The sequence below is a fragment of the Mesorhizobium sp. WSM4828 genome (assembly GCF_055811175.1).
In genome coordinates this window covers 91,595-113,210 of sequence record NZ_JBVVQK010000006.1, presented here as the reverse complement: position 1 = coordinate 113,210, position 21,616 = coordinate 91,595, and the positions used below count along the sequence as shown (strand labels likewise).

15 protein-coding genes and 1 pseudogene are annotated in these 21,616 nt (G+C 59.2%); 6 read left to right on the top strand and 10 right to left on the bottom strand.

Features of this window, described 5'->3' with window-relative positions; translation table 11 throughout:
* Positions 1-38: 38 nt before the first annotated feature.
* The 5 genes from AC0L2X_RS09510 to AC0L2X_RS09490 all read right to left on the bottom strand — a co-directional run bounded on the left by AC0L2X_RS09510 (position 39) and on the right by AC0L2X_RS09490 (position 5,201).
* On the bottom strand, positions 39-920 hold the full coding sequence (locus AC0L2X_RS09510) for an SMP-30/gluconolactonase/LRE family protein (protein ID WP_473599646.1): 882 nt from the start codon (positions 918-920) through the stop codon (positions 39-41).
* Positions 920-1,558, bottom strand: a complete 639-nt coding sequence (locus AC0L2X_RS09505; RefSeq protein WP_473554054.1) for a 2-dehydro-3-deoxy-6-phosphogalactonate aldolase — start codon at positions 1,556-1,558, stop codon at positions 920-922. The genes AC0L2X_RS09510 and AC0L2X_RS09505 overlap by 1 nt, the downstream gene beginning before the upstream one ends.
* Positions 1,555-2,505, bottom strand: a complete 951-nt coding sequence (locus AC0L2X_RS09500; protein WP_473554201.1) for a 2-dehydro-3-deoxygalactonokinase — start codon at positions 2,503-2,505, stop codon at positions 1,555-1,557. Before AC0L2X_RS09500 ends, AC0L2X_RS09505 begins: the two co-directional genes overlap by 4 nt.
* Complete coding sequence (locus AC0L2X_RS09495; RefSeq protein ID WP_473599645.1) at positions 2,505-3,272, bottom strand: SDR family NAD(P)-dependent oxidoreductase; 768 nt, start codon at positions 3,270-3,272, stop codon at positions 2,505-2,507. The genes AC0L2X_RS09500 and AC0L2X_RS09495 overlap by 1 nt, the downstream gene beginning before the upstream one ends.
* Before the next feature lie 132 nt (positions 3,273-3,404).
* Positions 3,405-5,201, bottom strand: a complete 1,797-nt coding sequence (locus AC0L2X_RS09490) for a GtrA family protein (RefSeq protein ID WP_473599644.1) — start codon at positions 5,199-5,201, stop codon at positions 3,405-3,407.
* Positions 5,202-5,333: 132 nt separating this feature from the next.
* Between AC0L2X_RS09490 and AC0L2X_RS09485 the strand changes: the two genes are divergently transcribed.
* The 4 genes and pseudogenes from AC0L2X_RS09485 to AC0L2X_RS09470 form a co-directional block, all read left to right on the top strand.
* Complete coding sequence (locus AC0L2X_RS09485; RefSeq protein ID WP_473554050.1) at positions 5,334-6,341, top strand: glycosyltransferase; 1,008 nt, start codon at positions 5,334-5,336, stop codon at positions 6,339-6,341.
* A gap of 8 nt (positions 6,342-6,349) precedes the next feature.
* A complete protein-coding gene (locus AC0L2X_RS09480; RefSeq protein WP_473554049.1) occupies positions 6,350-6,724 on the top strand; it encodes a GtrA family protein in 375 nt (124 codons plus the stop codon).
* Between the two features lie 216 nt (positions 6,725-6,940).
* On the top strand, positions 6,941-7,882 hold the full coding sequence (gshB, locus tag AC0L2X_RS09475; RefSeq protein ID WP_473599643.1) for a glutathione synthase: 942 nt from the start codon (positions 6,941-6,943) through the stop codon (positions 7,880-7,882).
* A gap of 161 nt (positions 7,883-8,043) precedes the next feature.
* Positions 8,044-8,685, top strand: a pseudogene (locus AC0L2X_RS09470) (magnesium chelatase domain-containing protein); the annotation flags it as partial.
* Between the two features lie 163 nt (positions 8,686-8,848).
* On the opposite strand, the gene AC0L2X_RS09465 reads toward AC0L2X_RS09470, so the two are convergent.
* The 4 genes from AC0L2X_RS09465 to AC0L2X_RS09450 all read right to left on the bottom strand — a co-directional run bounded on the left by AC0L2X_RS09465 (position 8,849) and on the right by AC0L2X_RS09450 (position 17,938).
* Positions 8,849-9,463 carry a hypothetical protein gene (locus tag AC0L2X_RS09465; protein ID WP_473599642.1) on the bottom strand — a complete coding sequence of 205 codons (615 nt, stop codon included), beginning with the start codon at positions 9,461-9,463 and terminating at the stop codon, positions 8,849-8,851.
* 674 nt (positions 9,464-10,137) lie between these two features.
* Positions 10,138-10,614, bottom strand: coding sequence for a hypothetical protein (locus AC0L2X_RS09460; protein WP_473599641.1), 477 nt, complete (start codon positions 10,612-10,614; stop codon positions 10,138-10,140).
* A gap of 1,023 nt (positions 10,615-11,637) precedes the next feature.
* A complete protein-coding gene (locus AC0L2X_RS09455) occupies positions 11,638-14,433 on the bottom strand; it encodes a hypothetical protein (protein WP_473599640.1) in 2,796 nt (931 codons plus the stop codon).
* Positions 14,434-15,127: 694 nt separating this feature from the next.
* Positions 15,128-17,938: a class I SAM-dependent DNA methyltransferase gene (locus tag AC0L2X_RS09450; protein ID WP_473599639.1), complete on the bottom strand. Its 2,811-nt coding sequence runs from the start codon at positions 17,936-17,938 to the stop codon at positions 15,128-15,130.
* Between the two features lie 234 nt (positions 17,939-18,172).
* On the opposite strand from AC0L2X_RS09450, the gene AC0L2X_RS09445 reads away from it, so the two are divergent.
* A complete protein-coding gene (locus AC0L2X_RS09445; protein WP_473599638.1) occupies positions 18,173-18,832 on the top strand; it encodes a recombinase family protein in 660 nt (219 codons plus the stop codon).
* Between the two features lie 240 nt (positions 18,833-19,072).
* Positions 19,073-20,134 (top strand): hypothetical protein, encoded by a 1,062-nt coding sequence (locus AC0L2X_RS09440; RefSeq protein WP_473599637.1) that lies wholly within the window; start codon positions 19,073-19,075, stop codon positions 20,132-20,134.
* A 479-nt stretch (positions 20,135-20,613) separates the two neighbouring features.
* On the opposite strand, the gene AC0L2X_RS09435 is transcribed toward AC0L2X_RS09440, so the two are convergent.
* Positions 20,614-21,102, bottom strand: coding sequence for a hypothetical protein (locus AC0L2X_RS09435; protein WP_473599636.1), 489 nt, complete (start codon positions 21,100-21,102; stop codon positions 20,614-20,616).
* Positions 21,103-21,616: the final 514 nt, after the last annotated feature.

Below are 21,616 nucleotides of genomic sequence, written 5' to 3'. Positions count from 1 at the left end.
ACCATGATCTTTCCCGAACCAAAGGTTCAGGATCATGGTCAGCCAATCAGCACGCGTGGCTCGAAGCGACCATTGACCGGAATGTCGAGCATAAACGTCATGCCGGCTTGCGGGTCGAGCAGGCGCTGCTTCTCGCTCTTGCCCGACCAGGCGGAGGTGACCGCGATCCGGTCGGCATTCCCGCCGACAAAAGCCGGACAGGACGGTTGCGTGACCGGCATCGCCACCGAACGGACAAGCTTGCCGTCGGGCCCATAGGCTTCGACGACGCTGCCGCCCCAGCAGGCGTTCCACAATATGCCGTCGCGGTCGAGCACCGAACCATCGATATAGCCCTTGGCCGAGCGGTGGTCGACGAAGACCTTCGGTTCGCCAACCGGCAGGCCGGTCACCGGATCGCAGCCGACGCGCATCAACAGGCCGGTGCTGGTATCGGTGTAATAGGCAACGGTCCCATCCTCGGAAAAGCAGATAGAATTGGGCACCGTGATATCCGCATAGAGCCGACGCAGCTCGCCCTTGAAGAACCAGTAGATCGAACCGGCGGCCTTCTCCTCGCCCTTGCCCATGGTGCCGACCCAGAGCGCGCCGCAAGGGTGAACGCGTGAATCGTTCGAGCGGGTGACCGCATTGTCGGCCTCGATCGGCGTGTGCAACGTCAGCTTGCCCGTCGCGACGTCGCGGACATGCAGGCCGGTCTCGGTGGCGATCAACTGGCGCCGGTCGTCGACGATGGCGACGGCGCTGGCCGTCTGACCGAGCTCGTGGATCTTGACTGCACCGCCGGACAGACGTTTTTCCAGGAGCTGGCCGTTGACGATGTCGAACCAGTAGAGCGTGTCGGTCGCAGGGTCATAGCTTGGCCCCTCGCCCAATTGGCAGACATGGTCGGAAAAAACCGAAACGATGCTCTCGCTCATCATGCCACTCCAAACGCCGCGTCCCAGGCCTGAACTGCGGCTTTCGCCCGTGCTGCCACTTCGTCGACGCTCATGCCCGGCTTGAACAGACTGGAGCCCAGACCGAAGACGCTGACGCCGGCTGCCTTGTAGCCGGCAAAATCCTTGTCCGAAACGCCGCCGACGGCGCCGACCAGCACGTTGGCCGGCAGCACCGCGCGCATCGCCGAAATGCCTGCCGCGCCAAGCACGCTTGCCGGGAAGAATTTCAGCGCCGAGGCGCCGAGCCGGATGGCCTGGAATGCCTCGGTTGGCGTGAACACGCCGGGCATCGTCACCATGCCGTACTGCATGGCACGGCCCATGACCTCGGCATCGATATTGGGGCTGACCAGCAGCCGCCCGCCGGCCTTGTGCAGGCCATCGACATCGGCGGCGGTGAGCACCGTGCCGGCGCCGACCAGCGCTGTCGGAGGAAGCGCTTCGACAATGCCGGCGATCGAAACAAGGGGCTCGGGCGAGTTGAGCGGCACCTCGATCGCTTCGATGCCGGCGCCGAAGACCGCCTGGCCGATGGCCACCGCCTCGCTTGGCTTCAGGCCGCGCAGGATCGCGACCAGACCCCGCTCGAGCTTTGGAAAAGGTGCGGTCTCTGTCATGCGGCAACTCCATTTCCGGCGATCATGCCATTTTCGCGCGCGGCTTCGGCAAGGCCGGCGCGCACCGCCTCGTCGGCGTCGACCGCCCTGAAAGCGAGCCCGGCAAGGCCGAGCGCCTCGGCATAGAGCGTGCCAAGTGCGCCCGACGCGATCAGCACGACGGGCCCAGCGCTTACCCCATAACGGCGATTTGCCGAAGCGATCTCGCCGCCGATCAGCAGGCCCGACAGGCAGGCGGCGGCATCCTCCGGCTTCAGATCCTGCAGCAAGCTGGCGGCGCGGATCGAGAACAGTCTTGAAACGATGTCACCGCCCTCGGCCAACGCCTTCAGGCACCAGTCCCGGAAAAACGGACTTTCGGCGGCAACCGGCTTCGGCGGCTCACCCAGCGAATGGCGCAGGATCGAGTGCGCGGCGAGCACCGAAAACAGCTCGCCGGTCGGCCACGTGCCGAAGCCGGCAACAGAGCCGTCCTCGACCAGCACCCATTTCGAATGGGTGCCGGGCATGCAGACGAGGTGGCGTCCCTTTGCCGGCAAACCGGCGCCGGCAAGCTGGGTTTCCTCGCCGCGCATGACGTCAGGTGCATCGGCGAGGCGTTGGGCAAGGCCGGGCACGATGCGGATGTCGCGGCGCTGGCCGGGGATGCGGGCAGCGCCGGCGAGGACAGCATCGATCGGCGCCGGCACGCTGACATAGGGCGCCTCCAGCCAGCCCTGGCGCGAACCGGCCATGCCGCAAATAATGACCGGCAGCGCCTCGGCTGCGCCCATGGCGGCCAGATGCCCTTCGAGAATGGACGAAAATCCCTTGGCCTGGGCGGTGATCAGCCCGTCATCGCCGCGCCGCTCGGCGAGAACCTTGCCGGTGCCGTCGAGCAGCCAGACCCGCATACGGGTGGTGCCCCAGTCGACGACCGCGACGGACGCTGACTTGCTCGGTGAAATCACAGGAACCCCCCGTCGACGATCAGCATCTGCGCGGTCAGCATGCGTGAAGCATCCGACGCCAGGAACAGCACGGTGCCGACGATGTCTTCCGGCTGCATCACACGCTTGATGCACTGCTTGGCGACGTGGGCGGCGAGCGCCTCTTCGGTGACCCAGAGCTTTCTCTGCCGCTCGGTAATTACCCAGCCGGGCGCGATCGCGTTGACGCGGATGCCGTCGACGCCGAGCTTGCCGGCGAGACCCTTGGTGAGGCCGACGATGCCGGCCTTGGCGGCGGTGTAGGCCGGCATATCGGGATGGTTGATGAGAAACGAGGTCGAGGTGAAGTTGATGATCGAGCCGCCGCCGGCCCGCTTCATGCCCGGGGCCACCGCCTGTGCGCTGAAGAAATGCGGGCGCAGGTTGATGGCATGGTTGTTGTCCCAGAACTCGACCGTGACGTCTTCGACGGCATGACGGTCATCCTGCGCGGCATTGTTGACCAGCACGGTGACGTCGCCATGCGCCTCGGCGGCCCTGGCGACTGATAGCCGCAATGCCTCGATATCGCGTATGTCGGTCTTGAGATAGAGCGGCCGCCGGCCGAGTTCCTTCTCGATGCGATCGGCCAGCGCCAGGCTCGGACGGTCGGCGATATCGATGAAGGCGACATTTGCCCCCTGGCGAACAAATCCCTCGGTCAACGCAGCACCAATGCCGGAGCCGCCGCCGGTGATCAGCACCGAAGCCCCTTCGAGGTCGGCAAAACGTGCCGATGGCATCATGAAATTCTCTCCCGGTCCAATGATCTCGGTCGGCCGGCGCGCATCCTATCCAGCCGTGTCGGGCGGGCAAGGGCGAAAGAGTGGATTATCAGGACTTATGTCCGACAAAAGGCCGCACGCGCCGCGGATCGATCAGCTGCCCGGCCGGACGCGGTACAATTCGACGGCGGCTCCGCTGGTCCCGGCAACCGGCTCAAGCCATTCCGGCACGCTGCCGCGCATCAGCCCGGCAAGAAAGCCTGCCGGCGCCTTGGTTGCGAGGAGCCTGCTTTCGGCGCTGCCGGAGCACAACGCGACGAGGCCGACGTGATGATCCGCCAGGACCGTCCTGGCATCGGCATCGGACCCAAGGAAGGCATCGAGCACCAGCAGGTTGCCGGCGACGTTGCGATGATAAGGCCCGGCGAAGACGCGATGTCCGGAATAGGCCAGGATCGGCGATCCGAGATTGGAAATTGCCAGCACGGTAGTGCCGGGCAGGCGGCCAAGCGCCGCAAAGGAGGCCATGCGCTGGCAAGCGACATCAGTGCCATTATCGGCCGTGGCGTTGCTGTCGTCGAAGGCTACCGAGGTTGCCGCGGCAGCCCCAGTCCAGACCGCATTCACCGAAACCAGCCAGACGGCAGCCATGCGCAGCGCCACGCCACGCGATGCGCTGGCCTCGGCCCGTTGACGCCATTTGGCAATCCAGGCGGCAAGCGGGATGACAGCGAAGGCGATCGAGAATGTCGAACCGCGCACCTGCCAGGCGCTGACGATGAACGCCACGACAAGCAGCGCACCGACAAGGCTGTCCTGCCGTCGCCAGCCGCCACGGCCAAGGCGAAGCGCCATCAGCACGAGCGCAATGAGCGGCGTGGCATAGCGCGCCACCACCTCAGCCGGATCCTCGGCGAGCAGTTTGAACAGCGACTGCGCCTCGTCGATGTGATCAAGCCATAGCTCCTTGAGGCGCGGATCGAGGTTGGCGTAGGGCGCTGCCAGGCATTGCGGAAACAAAAGGACGACGACAGTGCCCAATGCCAGTGCAAGCAGGCCAAGCGAGGCGAACCGCCTCCCGCGCGTGCGGCCGGCGGGCTCGATCGACGCTATCGCCGCAAGGCCGGTTCCGGCAATCGCTGCGACGACGAACTGCACGGTCGAGAAGGCGTCGCATTGCGCCTGGCCCCAGGCGGATGGCGCAATGGTGGCGACAAAGACGAGAGCGGACACGCCGGCAAAGCCGAGACCGAAATCCCTGGCGATCAGCCTCTCGCCATTGGCCTCGAGGGCAAACAGCGTGGCGACAGAGGCGCCGATGGTGGCGACATAAGGCGCGGTTTCCATGCCGACGGCCAGCATCAATCCGGCGCACAGGCCGGAGAGCAATGCCGCCGCCCTGCGCGACGGCGCTTCAAGCAGAAGGCTCAGGCTGGCCATGCTCAGCATCAGCTGGACATTGTGGTGGTCGAGCGCGCCGGGCGAAAAAATGCCGAGGAAATACAGTGCTGCGGCGCCGACGACGACAGCCGGCAGCACAGCGCCGTCACCGGCAAAGCTGCGAGCAGTGCGGGCGGTGAAAAACACGGTCAGGCAGAAGAGCAGCGCCGGCCACAGCACTTGAGCGACATTCTCGGCAAGGGCCGCGCTGCCGGTCAGGGCCGATACGGCGATGATGACGGCGGCGATCGGCGCATCGACCAGCCGCGACCAATGCATGACGAAACCGCCTTCCAGGCCCATCCGGTACTGGTGCAGATCGAACCAGCCCTGGCCGGCCAGCATGTCGCGAACTTCGACGAGGCGCAGCAGATTGTCGTTGTCACCGCCGGCATTGTTCAATTCCGGGAAGCCGGCAAAGGCATTGACGGCCAGCGCCAGCAATGTGGCAAGCAGCGCCAGCGCGATCTCGGACCTCCAACTGGAGGCGCCATCGTCGGCTGTGCTCATATCAGGACCTTTGGAAGGAATACTGGGCGGTTTAAACCTAGCCTTAACAGCTTCAATAAATAGTAAAGCCGCCCGAGCGAGGCCGGCGTTTGAGCGGCCAGGGGCCTCCTCACAGGGCATCCGGAGACGAAAATGCCACAAGACGTGCGCCATGAGCCGAGCATCGCCGTGCTGCTGCCTTGCTACAATGAGGAGCTGACGATCGGCGAAGTGGTGCGGCGCTTTCGCGAAACGCTGCCTTCCGCCGCGATCTATGTCTACGACAACAATTCCCGCGACCTGACGGCGCTCCGAGCCCGCGCCGCCGGCGCCATCGTGGTGCGCGAGCCGCGCCAGGGCAAAGGCAATGTCGTGCGCCGCATGTTTGCCGACATCGAGGCCGACATCTACCTGATGGCCGACGGCGACGGCACCTATGCGCCGGAGGACGCGCCGCAACTGATCAACACGCTGCTGACCGAGCGCTCCGACATGGTGGTGGGCACAAGGCGCGGCGTTGCCAACGATGCCGGCAGGACAGGCCACGCCTTCGGCAACCGCATCTTCAATAGCCTCTACAAGCGGCTGTTCGGCTCGGACTTTACCGATATCTTCTCCGGCTACCGCGCCTTCACCCGGCGCTTCGTCAAGAGTTTTCCCGCCGTTTCCGGCGGTTTCGAGATCGAGACCGAAATGTCGGTGCACGCCTCGCAGCTGAAATTGCCCGTCAGCGAGATCGGACTCGACTATGGCCGCCGGCCGGAAGGCTCCTCGTCGAAGCTGTCGACCTTTCGCGACGGCGCGAAGATCCTGTGGATGTTCGCCATGCTGATGAAGGAGACGCAGCCGCTGCGTTTCTTCGGCGCTTTTTCGGTGTTCTTCCTGGCATCGAGCCTGTTCCTGATGGCGCCGGTGCTGATCGAGTTCGCCGAAACCGGGCTTGTGCCGCGCATGCCGACCTGGGTGCTGTCGGTCGGGCTGCTGCTGCTGTCGATGCTGGCGGCGGTGACCGGGGTAATCCTCGATTCGGTGTCGCGCGGCCGGGCCGAGCAGAAGCGCATCTTCTATCTGTCGATGCCTTCCGGCCGCGTCGAACGCGAACGCGCAAGTGCGCTCGCGACTTTGAAGGCCGGACCGCGCAAGACCCCGCGGGCGGCTTAGAGCTCTAAATGGGACGCCTCGCCCGCTTCGTTATCGCCGGCGGCATCGGCTTCGTCGCCGATGCGGCGGCGCTTTGGCTGGTGCTGACGATAGCGCCGCTCGGACCCTTCGCGGCTCGCATCATCTCGATCGGTTTTGCCCTGTCCGTCACCTGGCTGATCAACCGCCATCTGACCTTCTCGCCTTCCAGCCGCGGCGTCGCGCAAGAGGGCGCACGCTATGGCGGCGTCGGCATTGCCACCAGCCTCGTCAATTATCTCGTCTATTGCGCCATGCTGTTCGCGCTGCCGATGGTGCCGCCGCTCATAGCTCTTGCGGTCGCCTCGCTGGTTGCCATGGCGCTGTCCTTCCTCGGCTATTCCAAGCTGGTCTTCGACCGCTGAAGGCACATCGCATTGGGGTCTGCGCCAAGCGAAGCGCAGCCTCATCATGATCTTGGCCGATTGGCAGAGGCCGCCGATTTCCTTATATCGCTGTCGTCGATGCATCGGCCCGAAAACCGGAATCGATTTTCGAAAAGCACGGTGCATGGATTCAAAAGTGTTGGAGCGTACTTTGTGCATCCAAGTGGATCGCCCCAAGTGCGCCGGAGAGCTGCCATGCCCCTTAAAGTCGCCGTCCAGATGGACCATATCTCCACCGTGTCGATTGCCGGCGACACGTCGTTTGCGCTGTCGCTGGAAGCGCAGCGGCGCGGGCACCAGCTGTTCCACTACACGCCCGACCGGCTGTCGCTGCGCGACGGCAAGGTGTTCGCCCGTATCGAGGCGATGCAGGTCCGCGATGAGAAGGGCAACCATTATTCGCTGGGCGAAGAAATCCGCACCGACCTATCGGAGATGGATGTCATCCTTTTGCGGCAGGATCCGCCCTTCGACATGAACTACATCACCACCACGCATATCCTCGAGCGCATCCATCCGACGACACTGGTGGTCAACGACCCGGCCTGGGTGCGCAACAGCCCGGAAAAGATCTTCGTCACCGAATTTCCCGACCTGATGCCGGACACGCTGATCACCAAGGACCCGCTCGAGGTCGCCGCCTTCCGCAAGGAGTTCGGCGATATCATCGTCAAGCCGCTCTACGGCAATGGCGGCGCCGGCATCTTCCATCTGCACGAAGCCGACCGCAACCTCGCCTCGCTGCTCGAAATGTTCGGCCAGATGTTCCGCGAACCGTACATCGTGCAGCGCTACCTCAAGGAGGTGCGCGCCGGCGACAAGCGCATCATCCTTATTGACGGCGAGCCGGTCGGCGCCATCAACCGCGTGCCGGCCGAGCACGATTCGCGCTCCAACATGCACGTCGGCGGCCGCGCCGAAAAGACCGAGCTGACGGAACGCGAACGCGAGATCTGCGCCCGCATCGGCCCCTCGCTGAAGGAGCGCGGCTTCATCCTCGTCGGCATCGACGTCATCGGCGACTACATGACCGAGATCAACGTGACCTCACCGACCGGCATACGCGAAGTGCGGCGTTTTGGGGGCGCCGACATCGCCAGCCTGTTCTGGGATGCCGTGGAGGAGAAGCGTAACTAGTCTCGCTTCGGGAGCGGCCGCGTTGCAAACCATTGCAGCCGTTGCGTTCACCCGTTCCCCAAATGTTCTTGCCTTCGCCGGAAATCTGTGGTTGTCTCCGGTGACGCCGTTCGCGGCATGATCGCAAAGGCTGGGGCAAAGCCTGCATCCGGGGTGACGACATGGTGGCGCGGGTTCGCACGGTTGCTTTCCAGGGCATCGAGGCCGTGCCGGTCGACGTGCAGGTGATGATCGCGCCGGGCAAGGTCAACATGCACATCGTCGGGCTGGCCGACAAGGCTGTAGCCGAAAGCCGCGAGCGGGTGCAGGCAGCACTGCATGCATCCGGCCTGTCGATGCCATCGAAGAAGGTCACCGTCAATCTGGCGCCCGCCGACCTGCCCAAGGAAGGCAGCCATTACGACCTACCGATCGCGCTCGGGCTGATGGCGGCGCTCGGCGCCATTCCGGGCGACATGCTGGCCGGCTATGTCGTGCTTGGCGAATTGTCGCTCGACGGCACCATTGCCGCGGTGGCCGGGGCGCTGCCGGCGGCGATCGGCGCCAATGCCGAAGGCAAGGGCCTGATCTGCCCGTTCGCCTGCGGGCCGGAAGCGGCCTGGGCCGGCAAGGATTTCGACATCTTGGCGCCGCGCAGCCTGATCGCCATCGCCAATCATTTTCGCGGCACGCAGGTCCTGTCGCGGCCGGAAGCCGGCATCCATGCTTCGGCGCGCGACCTGCCCGACCTTGCCGACATCAAGGGGCAAGAGACCGCCAAGCGGGCGCTGGAGGTGGCGGCGGCCGGCGGCCACAATCTTTTGAGAATGTGCGGTATTAATTATTTTAATAACATACAATATCCTAATGTTGTGCCTGATTAAACGTCGCACGATTGTTGCCGTCTCAGCGGCGGGGAGGCGTCCGGACTAGCAACCACGATCCAACAGTGATGAAGTCAGACGACGGAAATCATACGTAAATCCTCTAAGGCACAACCGGGACTATTTCAGATATTCCATACATAGCAAGTGTGTCGGACATCTCTGCAATACTGAGATTTAGGTCAGCTGAGCCGGTTTTAGTAAGCCAATCGTTGGCATAGGCGACGTACAATTCCCTTGAATAAGCCGCCAGGAAGGCCCAATCCATCGCAACGACTTGGCCCCAGGTTATGCAGTAGATCCAAGACTGATCGTATCCGCTGATAGGCACACAATGCCCACCGGCGCTTTGGCTGTCCATGTCGGCGGCACGCCATGGTCCTGCCGGATTGCTCCATGCTACGTACGGCAGATCGAGCGCGATAGCGGCCCCACCAAATCCGCATAGCAATCGATAAAGTCCAGCGCGGCGCATGGCGTGGACGTCCTTGTTCCATTGTCCGTCGCCAAGCGCATAAAGAGATCGGTAGAACCCACCCAGCTTATGGCCCGAAAAGCCAGCATCCATAGCAAACTGGAGACCCGACTTGACGGTCATGCCTGGATCTGGGTCTCCAGGATTCTTCCAGCCAGTGAACTTGCCATAAGCGGCAAGCACCTCATCGTCTTTTATTGCGATCCATTCCCTTTTGGCATGCCACGATGCGGCCTGCATCATGTGAGCGGCACAGGCGAGAACGCAATCCCCAGCTACATTGTTTCCGAGTGTGGTCCACCCGGAGCTGCCTGTTGTGAAATCTCTCGCGGACATCGCAACCCACGCCGAAATGGGCAGAGGCACACAGGCAAGGCCTTTCTCTGTAGCGGCGAGTGCCTCAAAGGCCGGATCAAAGCTATGAAATGGTGGTTTGGAATTGCATATTCTGGTCTCCTGTCTCGAGGGAGGCCACAAACCCGTTTCCCACCATCAGGCATGGCAGACCAGTGCCAAACATACGAACTATTCGACCGAAACTGCGAGCTTTCGCTTCAGGGACATCGCACGCTTCTAGGACACGCTTGCCCACTGAACTTGTCTTTTTTCGACATAGCGCTTGCATATTCTGACCGGAGACACGCAGAGCTTCTGACGTTGTTCCGAATGCCACCTGCCTGGCAAGCATGCAAGCATAAGCTATTTGCCGAGTTCACTTTCAAGAAGGCTCACTGAAGCACTGAAGGGTCTCTGCCGCTGCGAATCGCGTGTCCACCACGTCCCCGAGTAAGCTAATGGATCGTGGGCAGCGAACAGCGGCTAATCGGGACTGCAGGCGTGAGATGAAGCGTCGAATTCCCGGCGAGTCGGCCAACAGGAAGGTTCCGGGGCTCCCCGGGGGCACGGATAATGATCCCCTAGGGAAAGCTGCAGGTGACGGTCACCGGAAGATATGGTGTGTCGCGGCTTGTACAATAACCCATACCTCCATCGGTCGCAGTCATATACTCTTCGCCCTGACTCACACAAACGGCGGCTATAGCGGCGGTTCCGGCCGGACAGTACGCGATCTCATCCGACCTGACAACGAAGGTTCTGGGAGCCCACGGCCTCGAAGCGACAAGGCCGTTGATTTGCTTGACAAGCGTTTCGAGCTGTTCCACGCGGTCCGCCAACGCTTTGTTTCGCTCTAGTAGCTCAGTGACGCGATCGTCCATTAGCGTTTGATATGCGTCGGCATCCGTCTCCGCTGCCGTACTCGGTGTATCCTGCGCCGCAACTCCGAACGCGGTGGTCAAAAAGGCAAACCCCGCGATAAGCCTCAACAGTGAGCGATGGACTTGGACTAACCCGTTTCTGAGTGGCGGCGCTTCCGGGACTGCTGCCTTTATCATTGTGGATCCTCGGCTTATGTCTGGCGGTGCAAAACCAGGAACGGTAGCCAAGCTTCGAAAGTTTGGGGTCCAGCGCCCTTCGCAGGCTCGGAAGTACGGCAGCGTCCTTTCATCGGCAGGCAACTTGAGCGACGCCGGCAAACCGCGCGGTCCAGGCTCTGGACGTCTTCATCTCAGCCAACGGTGAATTGATCGCTTCATACTCCACCTTGGGCCGGCCTCCGCCCGGGCAATTCGCGTAGACTGGAATCTTAAAGAGAGGACATCGTGCAGGCTCGCCGACGACCATCTGAGAGTCGTTCCATGGTTTGGAATCAATGACGTTTCTGATCCTCTCATTTTCCGCCTTGAGTTCGTCAATTGTAACTAGAAGCGCTGCCAAGCGGTCGGCAACTAGGTCTTGGAACGCTTGGTTGTCGGCCTCTGTTGCGACGGTCCCGGGCTCCTCAGCTAACGTGCTAAATGCCATTGCAACGCTACCACGCTCAGCGGGACAAAAACAGCACGCTTGCCGAGCCAGAAACGCATTAAAACGTCACTTGCAAGCCACGTGCGCCTCGCGTCCGCCGTCGCACCTTGCGAACCAAACTCCTAGTACAGGTGTGGCTTGCCGGAATTCCACCGTTGGGGTTCCGCCGTCTGAACAATCCACATCGACGGGAGTCATCGGGAAAGGACACTGAACGCTGCCGCCGCTCCCGGGGGAGACGACCACCACAACATCCTGTGCCGCCACGGCTGCGGCCTCTAGCGCCTCGATTCTTTTTTGTGCAGCTTCATTTCTCGCCTTGAGTTGGTCGACCGTTGTTAGAAGAGCGGCTAGCCGATCGGTCATAAGATCTTCGAATGCATTCGCGTCATCGGAGGGGGCCGCCGCCGTCTCGTCGTTCGCTTTGACATTCACAAGGGTAAACGCCAGCGCTGCTATCGCCAGCACCAGTCGGGCAGTGGCCCAGGAAGGAACGTAGCCCAAATATTTCGATCTTTGTCGGTCTTGAGCCGGCATTGCAGTCTGGTCCATGATCAGCGAAGGAGGGTAAGAGCAAACTGCTCACGCTCTGCGGCGGGCACCGAAGAAAGCAGTCCATAATCTAGATAACGGTCGACGAGTTGGTCTCTCATTCTTAACACGGCGTAGAAGCGCGGCGGATAGACTAGTCTGCCGTTGGCGAATTCGTCCGGAGGTGGAAGGGGAATTTCGATTGTCTCTGCGCCTGATTTGACGACGAGGCTCGGCGGCGCATCGTCCGCTATGCTGAATTCGAGCCCGGGAACGAGGCCATTTAGCAAGAAGAACCCATCGGCCTTGCTCGCCTCTGCAAAGGTCCATGCCTTGCGATAGATCTTTTCGTTGGTCGGCCGTACATCGCCGCCCGCCCGCCACTTGGCTCGATATGAGCGATCCAGGAGTATAGAGGCGACGTTTTCAGCTAAATACGGATTCCTCTTAAGAAGGGCGATAGCGGCAGCGCCTTCGGCACGCTTGACCGCCCCGGAATCGTCTGCTGGAGCGGCCATGGCCGCGTCGAGCGTCCCTACGATGCCAAATGCCGGCGCGGCGCCATAAACCTGATTATAGGAGGCCACTACTAGATCCATCATAAAGATCGACTTGTCGATCAGCCAGCTTCCGCGAACATCGTTTGGACGCGCCGCGACCAACGCATCCAAGTCGCTGTAGAAATCATGGCCGTCATTGATGTCCGCCAGTTGCGCAATGACTAGCACCCAGTTGGCCACATCGAGGGCAATGTCGGCAAGCAATGGCCTTTCGATGAGCCGGCCGGCAATCACATCTTCGGATTCGCGCTGCCCGCAGACAACGGCACGGGCTCGGCTCATGCGCTCGTTCTGGCTCGCGCACGAAAAAGGTTCGGCCGTCAAACTCGCGATTTGCGCCTCGAAATCGCGTAGAGTCGGCGCCGGCGTAGAAAGCACTATCACTGACGTTGCGCTCGACATTTTCGCCCCGGCAAAATACCTGTCGGAGAGGGTGCGTGCCGGTTGGAATACATCTTCCTCGTAGTGCTTCAGGATGGAGCCAACGTCCTTCGGATCGGCGCCGACTTTAGGGTCAAGGACAAGCCGTTCCTCACGCGCCCGGCGTGCATCGAGGAAGTTGCCAAACCACTGCAGCGCATTGAAGCTCGACATGCTCTTGACGATCGTCGACTTGCATTCCGTGAACTCGGTCAGCCAGGAATGGCCGACAACGCTAGCATTTTCGAACGACGAGAACTTGAGCGTCCGGGGCGAAAGATAAAGGTAGCCTCCTGCTCCGCCCCGAGTCCTCGCTCCAACATAGACCGCATTGCAGCTTGCCCAGGGTGCCCAGATTAGCGATCGGATGTCGTTCGACATCCCATCCACGTCGAATTGCAGCTTATCCAGACGCCGATCCAGGGAGGCGAAACCTTGCCGCATTTCCGCGTTCATCGCCAGGACGGCATCGAAAATCTTCTTCTGATTTTCGATGATGACATCGAGCTTCATATTTATTTGCGCGAATTGTTGGGTGAGAAACGCCATCATCGCTTTATGGCGTTCTTCGGCAGGATCTTTCTTGCTGCCGAAAATGCCGGTGATGGCCGCCACGGCTCCAAGCGGATTGCCCGATGAAAACGCGGCGAACGCACCCATCGCGCTATTTCCAATTTCTACGGCCTTGTTAAGTTCAGGCGGCATCTCAATGCCGAGATTGGCGGCAATGTTCGCTACGTCAGAGAGGCCGTTGACGACGGCCGATGCAGTCTTCAGGACATGCTGAACGTCCGCCTCGCGCTGAAAGCGAGTGATCATCGCGTCTTTGAGCTTCCCCGCGTCGCAATCCTGCTTGTCGTCTGGGCAGACGAACCGCTCTTTCAGAAACCCACCTTGCAGTGCCTCGACCTTCTTCTCAGGCGGCATCTGATCAAGGACGAAATCCGCGATGAAGGCTTGATCGCGGCCCAGAGTGCTGACTTTTTTATCGACATCGCCAATGCTTTGCTGAAGATCCGCCACTTTCGTCGAAAGCTCTCCAAGCACCGCTTCATGCGCGCCGAGGCGCTTGTCGGTGTTTTCTCTGTATTTGACCATTTCATCGACGAAGTCGCCTAGCCCCTTCTCGACGCCATCAAGACGCTTTTCGTGATGGGCGATCCCGTCGATGACAGTATCCATGGTCGTAGTAAGACTGTCGAAAGTGATGTCGATTGCGAAATCGCGGGCATTCTGATTGCCAACAGATCGAGTTCTCAGATCCTCGAACTGTCCGGATGTGTCCTTGAAGCGTTGTTTGGCAAGGTCGAGATTGCTGCGTATCTCCTCGAAGGAGCCCATGCCAGTAGCCTTCAGAATCTCCTCTTTCCGGCCGGCGAGATACAGCTGCCCTTGCCTCTGTGCAGCTTTGTCGAGCATGTCGGCCGACGTATCGAGGGCAAGGCCGACGCCAGAAGCTACCAGCACGGCAGCCACGGTCAATCCTACAGGCGGAGCGGCCACGGTCGCTACCGCGACACCGTAGAGGGCCGCAGCGCCGAACGCGGCCTCGACCCCAATCTTTGTGGCGCGCAGGGAGTTGCTGGCCGCATAGAACATATTCTGCTGCGCTGCATAACTCTCGAGAGTACTTTCGATAAGCGCGCTTTGACGCTCAGGAGGCAGCGTAGATCTTGGAATAGAAACGTCTTTGGCGCTGAGATAGAGTTTGGTTGAATCGGTTCCTATCTTCGCAAACAGCTCGGCTGTTTTTCTTGCGTCGATCGACTGGCCGGATGCAAGCGCTGGCGCCAAACCTATTGCGCAACAAACGAAAAACACAGATGGCTTTCGAAGCATAAGACGTCCCCCCGGATACTTCTTGTGCTGAAATGAACGGGCAGTAGACCACGTCGTCTCGCGACAAACAACCCGTGACCGAGGTGATGTCAATGCCGGGTTCCGCTCGGCTCACGATCCGTCATTGTCCCGCGCTGTTACTGTGCGCCGGGTCATGGAGCGCGTTCGAACCTACATGGTCGGTCTAGTCACGACCGCCCAGCGTCCACCAACACGAAACCGAGGGTATGACTGGGACGCAATTGCCATCCAATGCGACATCGCATTGGAGCACATTGGTGTGGCAAGAAGGGCAATTGAGCCGGGACTTGATGCGATCCTAAGGGCGCTGAAGAATGCCACCAAGCGGGAAAAGAGAACGGTTGCCCAACCAGCCAAGTCAATCGCTGAAATCTCGACTTAGACCTCGTATCAGGCGACTCGCCTGACTTTGGGAACGAACGTCATGTCGTGGTGGTCGGTAACGGCAATAGCCCTCAGGCCCCTCTCTCAGCAGGCCTCCACAAGTGTCGTGGCATACGCAATCCGGTCGGCGTCGGTACTCTATGAGCGCCTGTCCATTGCCTGTCTCGCGGCGAATGGACCTGGAAGTCGCTCCGATGGTAGTGGGCACCCCTGTCCGTCATTGCATCACACCCAGAAAGTATCTCTATTCATGACCGAGGCCGCTAATCACCCGAAACAGCTAATGGTGTCATGCTGTGACCCGCTTCCTGCGCGCTTTGGGCGCTGCGGCAGCGGCCGTCGCAAGCGGGGCCATCATATTTTCGTAAAGCGCAATTAAATGCTCGGCCCTCTCCCGGTCAGAGGAAAAACCTGCGCGCTGGTAGAGGCGATCCACGGCGCGGTCTAGAGCCTTGTGTGCTGACCTCAGGTTGGAAGGCATGACGGTCGGGTCATAAAGTTCAGCGAGCGTAGACGTGGAATGTTTCTGGCGTGCGGCAATCACGGCTTTGCCAAGCCGCTCGATGTCAGCTGCCTGCGTGGCATTCATCATAGGCCAAGGGAAGCAGTTGTAATTGATGCCGATGGAATATTGGTAATCGCTCTTGAGGCGTCCGCCCACATACTTCGTCCAGGCCATGTGCATGGCGGAGGTCAAGACAGCAAATTCGAGAGCGCTGCCGTTCAGAATGAAACGAAGCTTATTGCTCGGGATGACCGGCGGCTGTAACCAGCCGATCGGAATGTAGTCCCGCGTCTCAGAACTCACTTCCGGCACGGCCAGAAATGGCGAAGCCGGAATGACTTCTACATTGAATCGTGTAGGGTGGTCCGCGATTGCCTTTGTCTGAGCGCGCTTGCTCTTTGCCCGGAAAGCTTTGACTGCCTTGATACGTTGAAGAACGAAGGGCATGCGCTTGAGGTCTGCTGGTGTGGCATCTTGAAGCGCGAGTATCCACCGCCCCTCGCCGGTTATGAAATCAACTCCGCTCAGATAAGGACGGACATATTTGGCGGCCGACGGCTCCTCCTTCACGAAAGCCTTTTTGTCGTGGAGCGTCTCGAAGATGTAATGACCATCGTCGATGGGCTGGCAGCCGCTGATCATCTTGGCTTGACCAAATTTCGGTCGCGAGGCTTCCTGAACGACAAGATGGCGGTTCTTGAGATTCGCGGCGTCGAACAGGTACGCTGTCAGCGCGGGGCACGATAGCTCGACAGGGTCTCCACCAATATCCGCGTACTCGAAGAGCCGTTTGATCTTCGGCTCCATATCGCCCTTGGCAAGGCCAATGATGACAACGTGAACATGCGCCTTGCCGCGCGCGTCGGAACCCCACGCAAAGGTTCGATGGGCGAACGCTATTTCTAGCTTGCACTTGTCGAATAGCGTCGGCCACAGCTGAGCAACCTGTTCGCCCTGCGTGATCGAGTTGGTGGCGACAAAACCAATACGAGCTTTACTGTCCTTCAGGTATTCCCCCGCCTTGATGAACCACGCTGCTACAAAGTCGAGCGTCCCGCCCGTGTTTCCGAGCGCGGCGATGCGCCTTACCTGTGCGCGCTGTATGTCGGTTTGGTACTTGGCACCGACAAAAGGCGGGTTGCCAAAGACATACCTGCATTTCGCGGGGGAGAGGACGGTCGTCCAGTCCAGTTCAAGCGCGTCGCCTGGATGGATGTGCGGCGACTTCTGAAGCGGGATGCGTACGTAAGTTTGCCCAAACTCCAAGCTCAGACGGTTGTTCATGATGTGGTCCATCATCCACATCGCCGTTTCGGCGATGCGCGCGGGAAATTCGCTAATTTCAATGCCGTAGAACTGATCAACGTTGACGACTGAAAGATCGGTAACATCTAACTCCATCGTCTTGTCGTCTTCACGGTACGCCCGCAATTCCTTTAGGACCTCAATCTCCAAAGCCCGGATTTCACGATAGGCAATGATAAGGAAATTGCCGCAGCCACAAGCCGGATCGAAGAATGTTAAGTCGGCCAGTCGATTGTGAAATGACTGAAGTTCCACACGGCGGCGACTGTCCTTACGACTTCTCAGGCGCGCGAACTCGGCCAGCAGGTCATCGAGGAAAAGCGGCCCGATGACCTTCATGATGTTCTTTTCGGTGGTATAGTGAGCGCCCTGCGACCGTCGCTCGTGCTTATTCATCACCGACTGGAAAAGAGAGCCGAAGATCGCCGGTGAAATCGCTGACCAGTCGAACTGGGACGCGTCGATAAGGCGTTTCCGCATTTTGGAATCGAAGGATGGAATCCTGAGGGGCTCTTTGAACAGGTCGCCGTTCACATAGGGAAACTGCGCCAGGTCCGAATCCAGAATTTTTGCGCGGCGATCCTCGCGCGTATCGAGAGCTTGAAAGAGCTGCGCCAGCCATCCGCCAAGGTCCGATCCGTCCTCGCGCGTCCGGTTTTCGAGAAGGTCGAGAAAAATCCCCCTAGGTTCGAATATGCCGGTGTCGTCTGCGAAGAGACAGAAGACTATTCGGACAAGAAATTGTTCCAGATCGTGGCCAGTGTACCCCGATTCTTCCAAGGCATCGTGCAACTTCCCCACCAACTCGGAAGCCTTGATGTTTACCGGGTCCTGGTCCTTGAATGACCGCCTCTGGACGCCAAGGATAAAACCCAGCTTCTCGACATGCTTGGGCAGCTCGGCCAGGGAGAACGAGACGGCTGCATCCTCCTCAAGGTCAAACAGTTCGAAACTTTGGAAATCGCTTAGCAGCACGTAGCGCGGTAGATCGACGTCTTTCAGACCGGGAAAGTAGTCGAGCGCCTGAGTTTTGGCCTTGGCCAAATCCAACCCTACGCTTTTTTGCTCGACCAGAAGGACTCCCTTCCAGAAGAGGTCCATGAAGCCGCGTTTCTCGCCAAGCTTCTTGACAGGCTCCTCGAACGTGGCCACGCGGCGAACTGGCATTCCGAAAACTTCAAAAAAATCGCGGTAGAAAAGCTGCGTCTGCCCCTTCTCGTATCCCTCACCTTTCCACTCTTTAGCAAACACGGCCGCGCGGACGCGTATTTCATTCCAGGAAAGCCGCATCGTTAAATCACTCTTAAGTTGTCAGTCATGCGTATCGGGGCCCTTTCGTCTCGCTCTGCGCAAAGGTTTGGAGGGAACGGGCTGTCGCCGTCGCGCACCCGCACGGGCCGCGTAATCTCCTCCCCGACCTCAAGCGAGTTTCGACTATGGGATGACACTTATGCCGTTGTCCGAAGCCGCATTCAAGGAGGAGGCCTTAAAACGTGAACCAGCGTTTACGTTTGACGGGGCTCCATGAAATATGTCGGCTACTACAGGGTTTCCACGAAGAAGCAGTCCAGGTCCGGGCTCGGCCTAGAGTCTCAGCAGCAGATGGTCCGGCAGTTTGCCGCGACCCATGGGACGCTGGTCGCTGAGTTCGTTGAGGTGGAATCGGGCAGGAACGATCAAAGATCTGAACTGGCAAAAGCGATGATTGCGTCGAAAAAGGCGGGAGCTGCGCTGTTGATCGCCCGCCTGGACCGCTTTTCCCGCCGTGTCAGCTTCATCGCATCGATGATGGAAAAGGGAGTCCAGCTTGTGGTCGCTGAAATGCCCCATGCAACTGACTTCCAGCTGCATATTTTTGCTGCGCTAGCTCAGGAGGAACGTCGACTGATATCCGAGCGAACAAAGGCTGCACTCGCTCAGGCAAAACGTCGAGGGCAAAAACTTGGACAGAACGGGAGCGTCCTGGCTGCTGCAAACAAGGTTAGGGCATTGGAATTTGCGTGCCAAGTTAACAGGCATTTTCCGCCTAATTGGCAAGCGATGTCACATTCGGCATTGGCTCGCCATCTGAACGATGCAGGTGTCGTTACAATCAATGGTTGCTGCTTCTTCGCGCAGACCGTTAAGAATCTTCGGCGAGCCATCATCAGAACCTCTGAGCAGACTTGCGTCAAAGCGATTTAGAGGTGCGGCAGACCGCCAGAGTTCGATGATGTTATCAAGCGGTTTCGTCCGCATACTCAGTTCTCGAAGCACTACAGCCCGCCATCATCAAGCGATCTCATTCGAGGTTTGGACGAGCGGATGGATTAATCAGCAAGGCTTTTGGCGGTTAACCTGCCTACGGGGGACAGTTCTGTAGCCAGACCATGATAGAATTTCTGATATTGCTACAGTGATTTTTGATTCATGACAGAGGAATAAATGGCCGAGCCGTCTGATGACCAGCGCGAGATTTGGAAGTCCTTTTGTACGGCCCTAGGTGCGGAGTACCGCGAGCACAAAGAAATTCAGGGAAGTAGCGGCCTCACGCATGACGTCCAGGCCATAGCAGTGGACGATAAGTCCAAACGGTTGATTCTGGTATCGGCGGAATACAATCCGCGCGTTGCTGCGCTCATGCGAGTTGATGTCCAAGCTACCATGCCGGATGTCCGCGTGCTTGTGGCAAGACCGTTGGCCGTTGATCTGGCACATACTGCACGCACCGTGTTCGGCGATGAGAACGGCGACTTGGATGTGCATAAGATCGCTGAGCTTGGCGGTATGCTGGCTATGGGCGAAGCTGGGCAGGATGTGCTTAAGCAGTCATATGGACCTGCTCTGGCGCCGTTCTTCCGCGCGATCGGGCGGAGTCATCTACCGGTGCTCTCTCATATCCTCAACGGTATCCAACAAGCGGCATCGATCGATTGGGAAAAGTTGCGCAATGCGGATGGGTCGCCCGATTCCAATGGAATGATGCGTTTCGCCGAGTTTTTTCTTGGTCAATTCCAGTCCATAGACAACTTGGCTGAGGATAGAAAGCAGGGGATTTGCCCCGTTCCCACATACGAGCTCACTGACGCCGATTGGGAGTTGATGCTTTCCGGAAGGCACATAGACGACGTTCAAGAACGTCTAAAAGCCCTTGGAGTCTTTCAATACTTCTTTCCTCCAAAAGATGACGTCGCTCTCGGCCTAATCGATCGCGGGATGAATACGGTCGGCATGGTCGAGCGTGGGTTAGAGCTTGCCGAACAGCAGGGCCATCAGCTTGCTCCCAACACCTTCGTCCCCGATGCCGCAGACATTCCCGACCTGATCGATGAGCTCAGGGCTAGGGGATTGACCTTGGAAGCAGAATTCGAGATCGAACGGTTGACGGCGGACGGCCAGAAGATTCGAAAGGTGCTGAAAGTTAAACCTGCCGAGGGCCTACTTGAGAAAATCTCCAAGGTTTTTAGCCTTAAGGCAGATATCAATCTAAAGGACTTTCTAAAGTAAGCACTATGCGCGGCTGCTTTGGTCGTGGTCGTGCCGGGTACGTGGCCTAGCCACGGCACAACCAACCCAGACTTCCTCTTGAGGTTTTATCGACAAATAGCCCGGGGATCTCGGCCAACGATCGGACAATTTTCTGCATGGTTGTTCTCAGCAGGTCCGCGATTTGACCATTTGACCGGCCTGCCAGTTGGCACAATATCCACCCTGCTTGCCCACACTTTCGGAACCAGAGAAGCGCTGGCGAAGAGCGTTCCCAATGATAAAAATATGCCTGGCCTTGTTGCACTGCCCGACTGCCTTTAGCTGGCCGGCGCTGGTAATTGGGCTAAGATGACGGTCTGCCTGGAATGGTGATTTTGAAAACGCCGATAACCCGAACAGGTCGCTAATGATTGCGGCAGGGTAACGCGACGTGAGGATCGTCCGTGTCAGCCGCTCGTCGTGCCTGGTTGCCAATCGTGCGATAACTCCATAGCAGTTCAACTAGCACTGGGGCCGGGATCTTTCACTTCAACAGCGCTCGGACAACTCGTTTCGACACTCGGCATCGTCGAGGCTGATGCTAGCGAGTCAATGTCGTCGTCCAAGAATTCTGTCGGTCCGCCTGCCGAAAGCGCTTGATGAAGCGCCACATAGACGTGTTTCGGCCTTGCAAATGGTCCGAGTTTTCCAAGCGCAGAGATCATCCCGGTAGGGCAGGATCCGAATGCATCCGCCACAATTTGCCGGGACTTGGCAAAGGTGCAAAGCTGGTAAGTTTCGGCGATATCGTGAGTGGTTGTGCCACGTGCAGCTAGCCATGCGTTCCAAGTGTTCCGCCAGCTCTCTGGAGCAAGCAGGTATTCAGAAATGCGGTCATTCCTCCATATTGACAGAACTTGACGGCCATTTGGCCGTGCCAACAGGTCGACAATCGATTTTCCCGATCCAGTGTCGTCAAGCGTCGAGCATTTTGGCTGATGATCCATGGCTGTTATCTCCTGATAGCCGGCCCTTCGGTTCGAAAACTGTTGGAGGCAACGGCACGAACAATCGCACCGATCTCCAAGAAGAATGCACGTGTAATAATACCGGGAGTCGTATAAGATAAGCTCCCACTGACATTTGCCACTGCTTTGAATAATGGGAGGGCTGAATGCGCACATTCCTGCGGTCAATGACTATATTGGCAATCTCAACAATGGCAACGAGCGGTACTGCTCTGGCATCCTACACCGGCCCATGCGGTGGGGGGTGGAACTATCCCGACAATCGACCGAACCTTTGCTGTAGCCGGGCCGAGCGCGTCGAATGCTCCGCTGCAGATAATTCCGACTGCACCTGTGTTCGCAGAAAAATATGTGTTGAAGCCTGCACCGCGAAGAACAACTGCTCTGAGATCCCCACTGCTGCGAATTGCGAAGAGGGTTCATTGCCATCCCAGACGGAGCCGGTAGGATACAAAGATAAGGCGCACCACATGTTCTTGAGGCAGCTTATCGA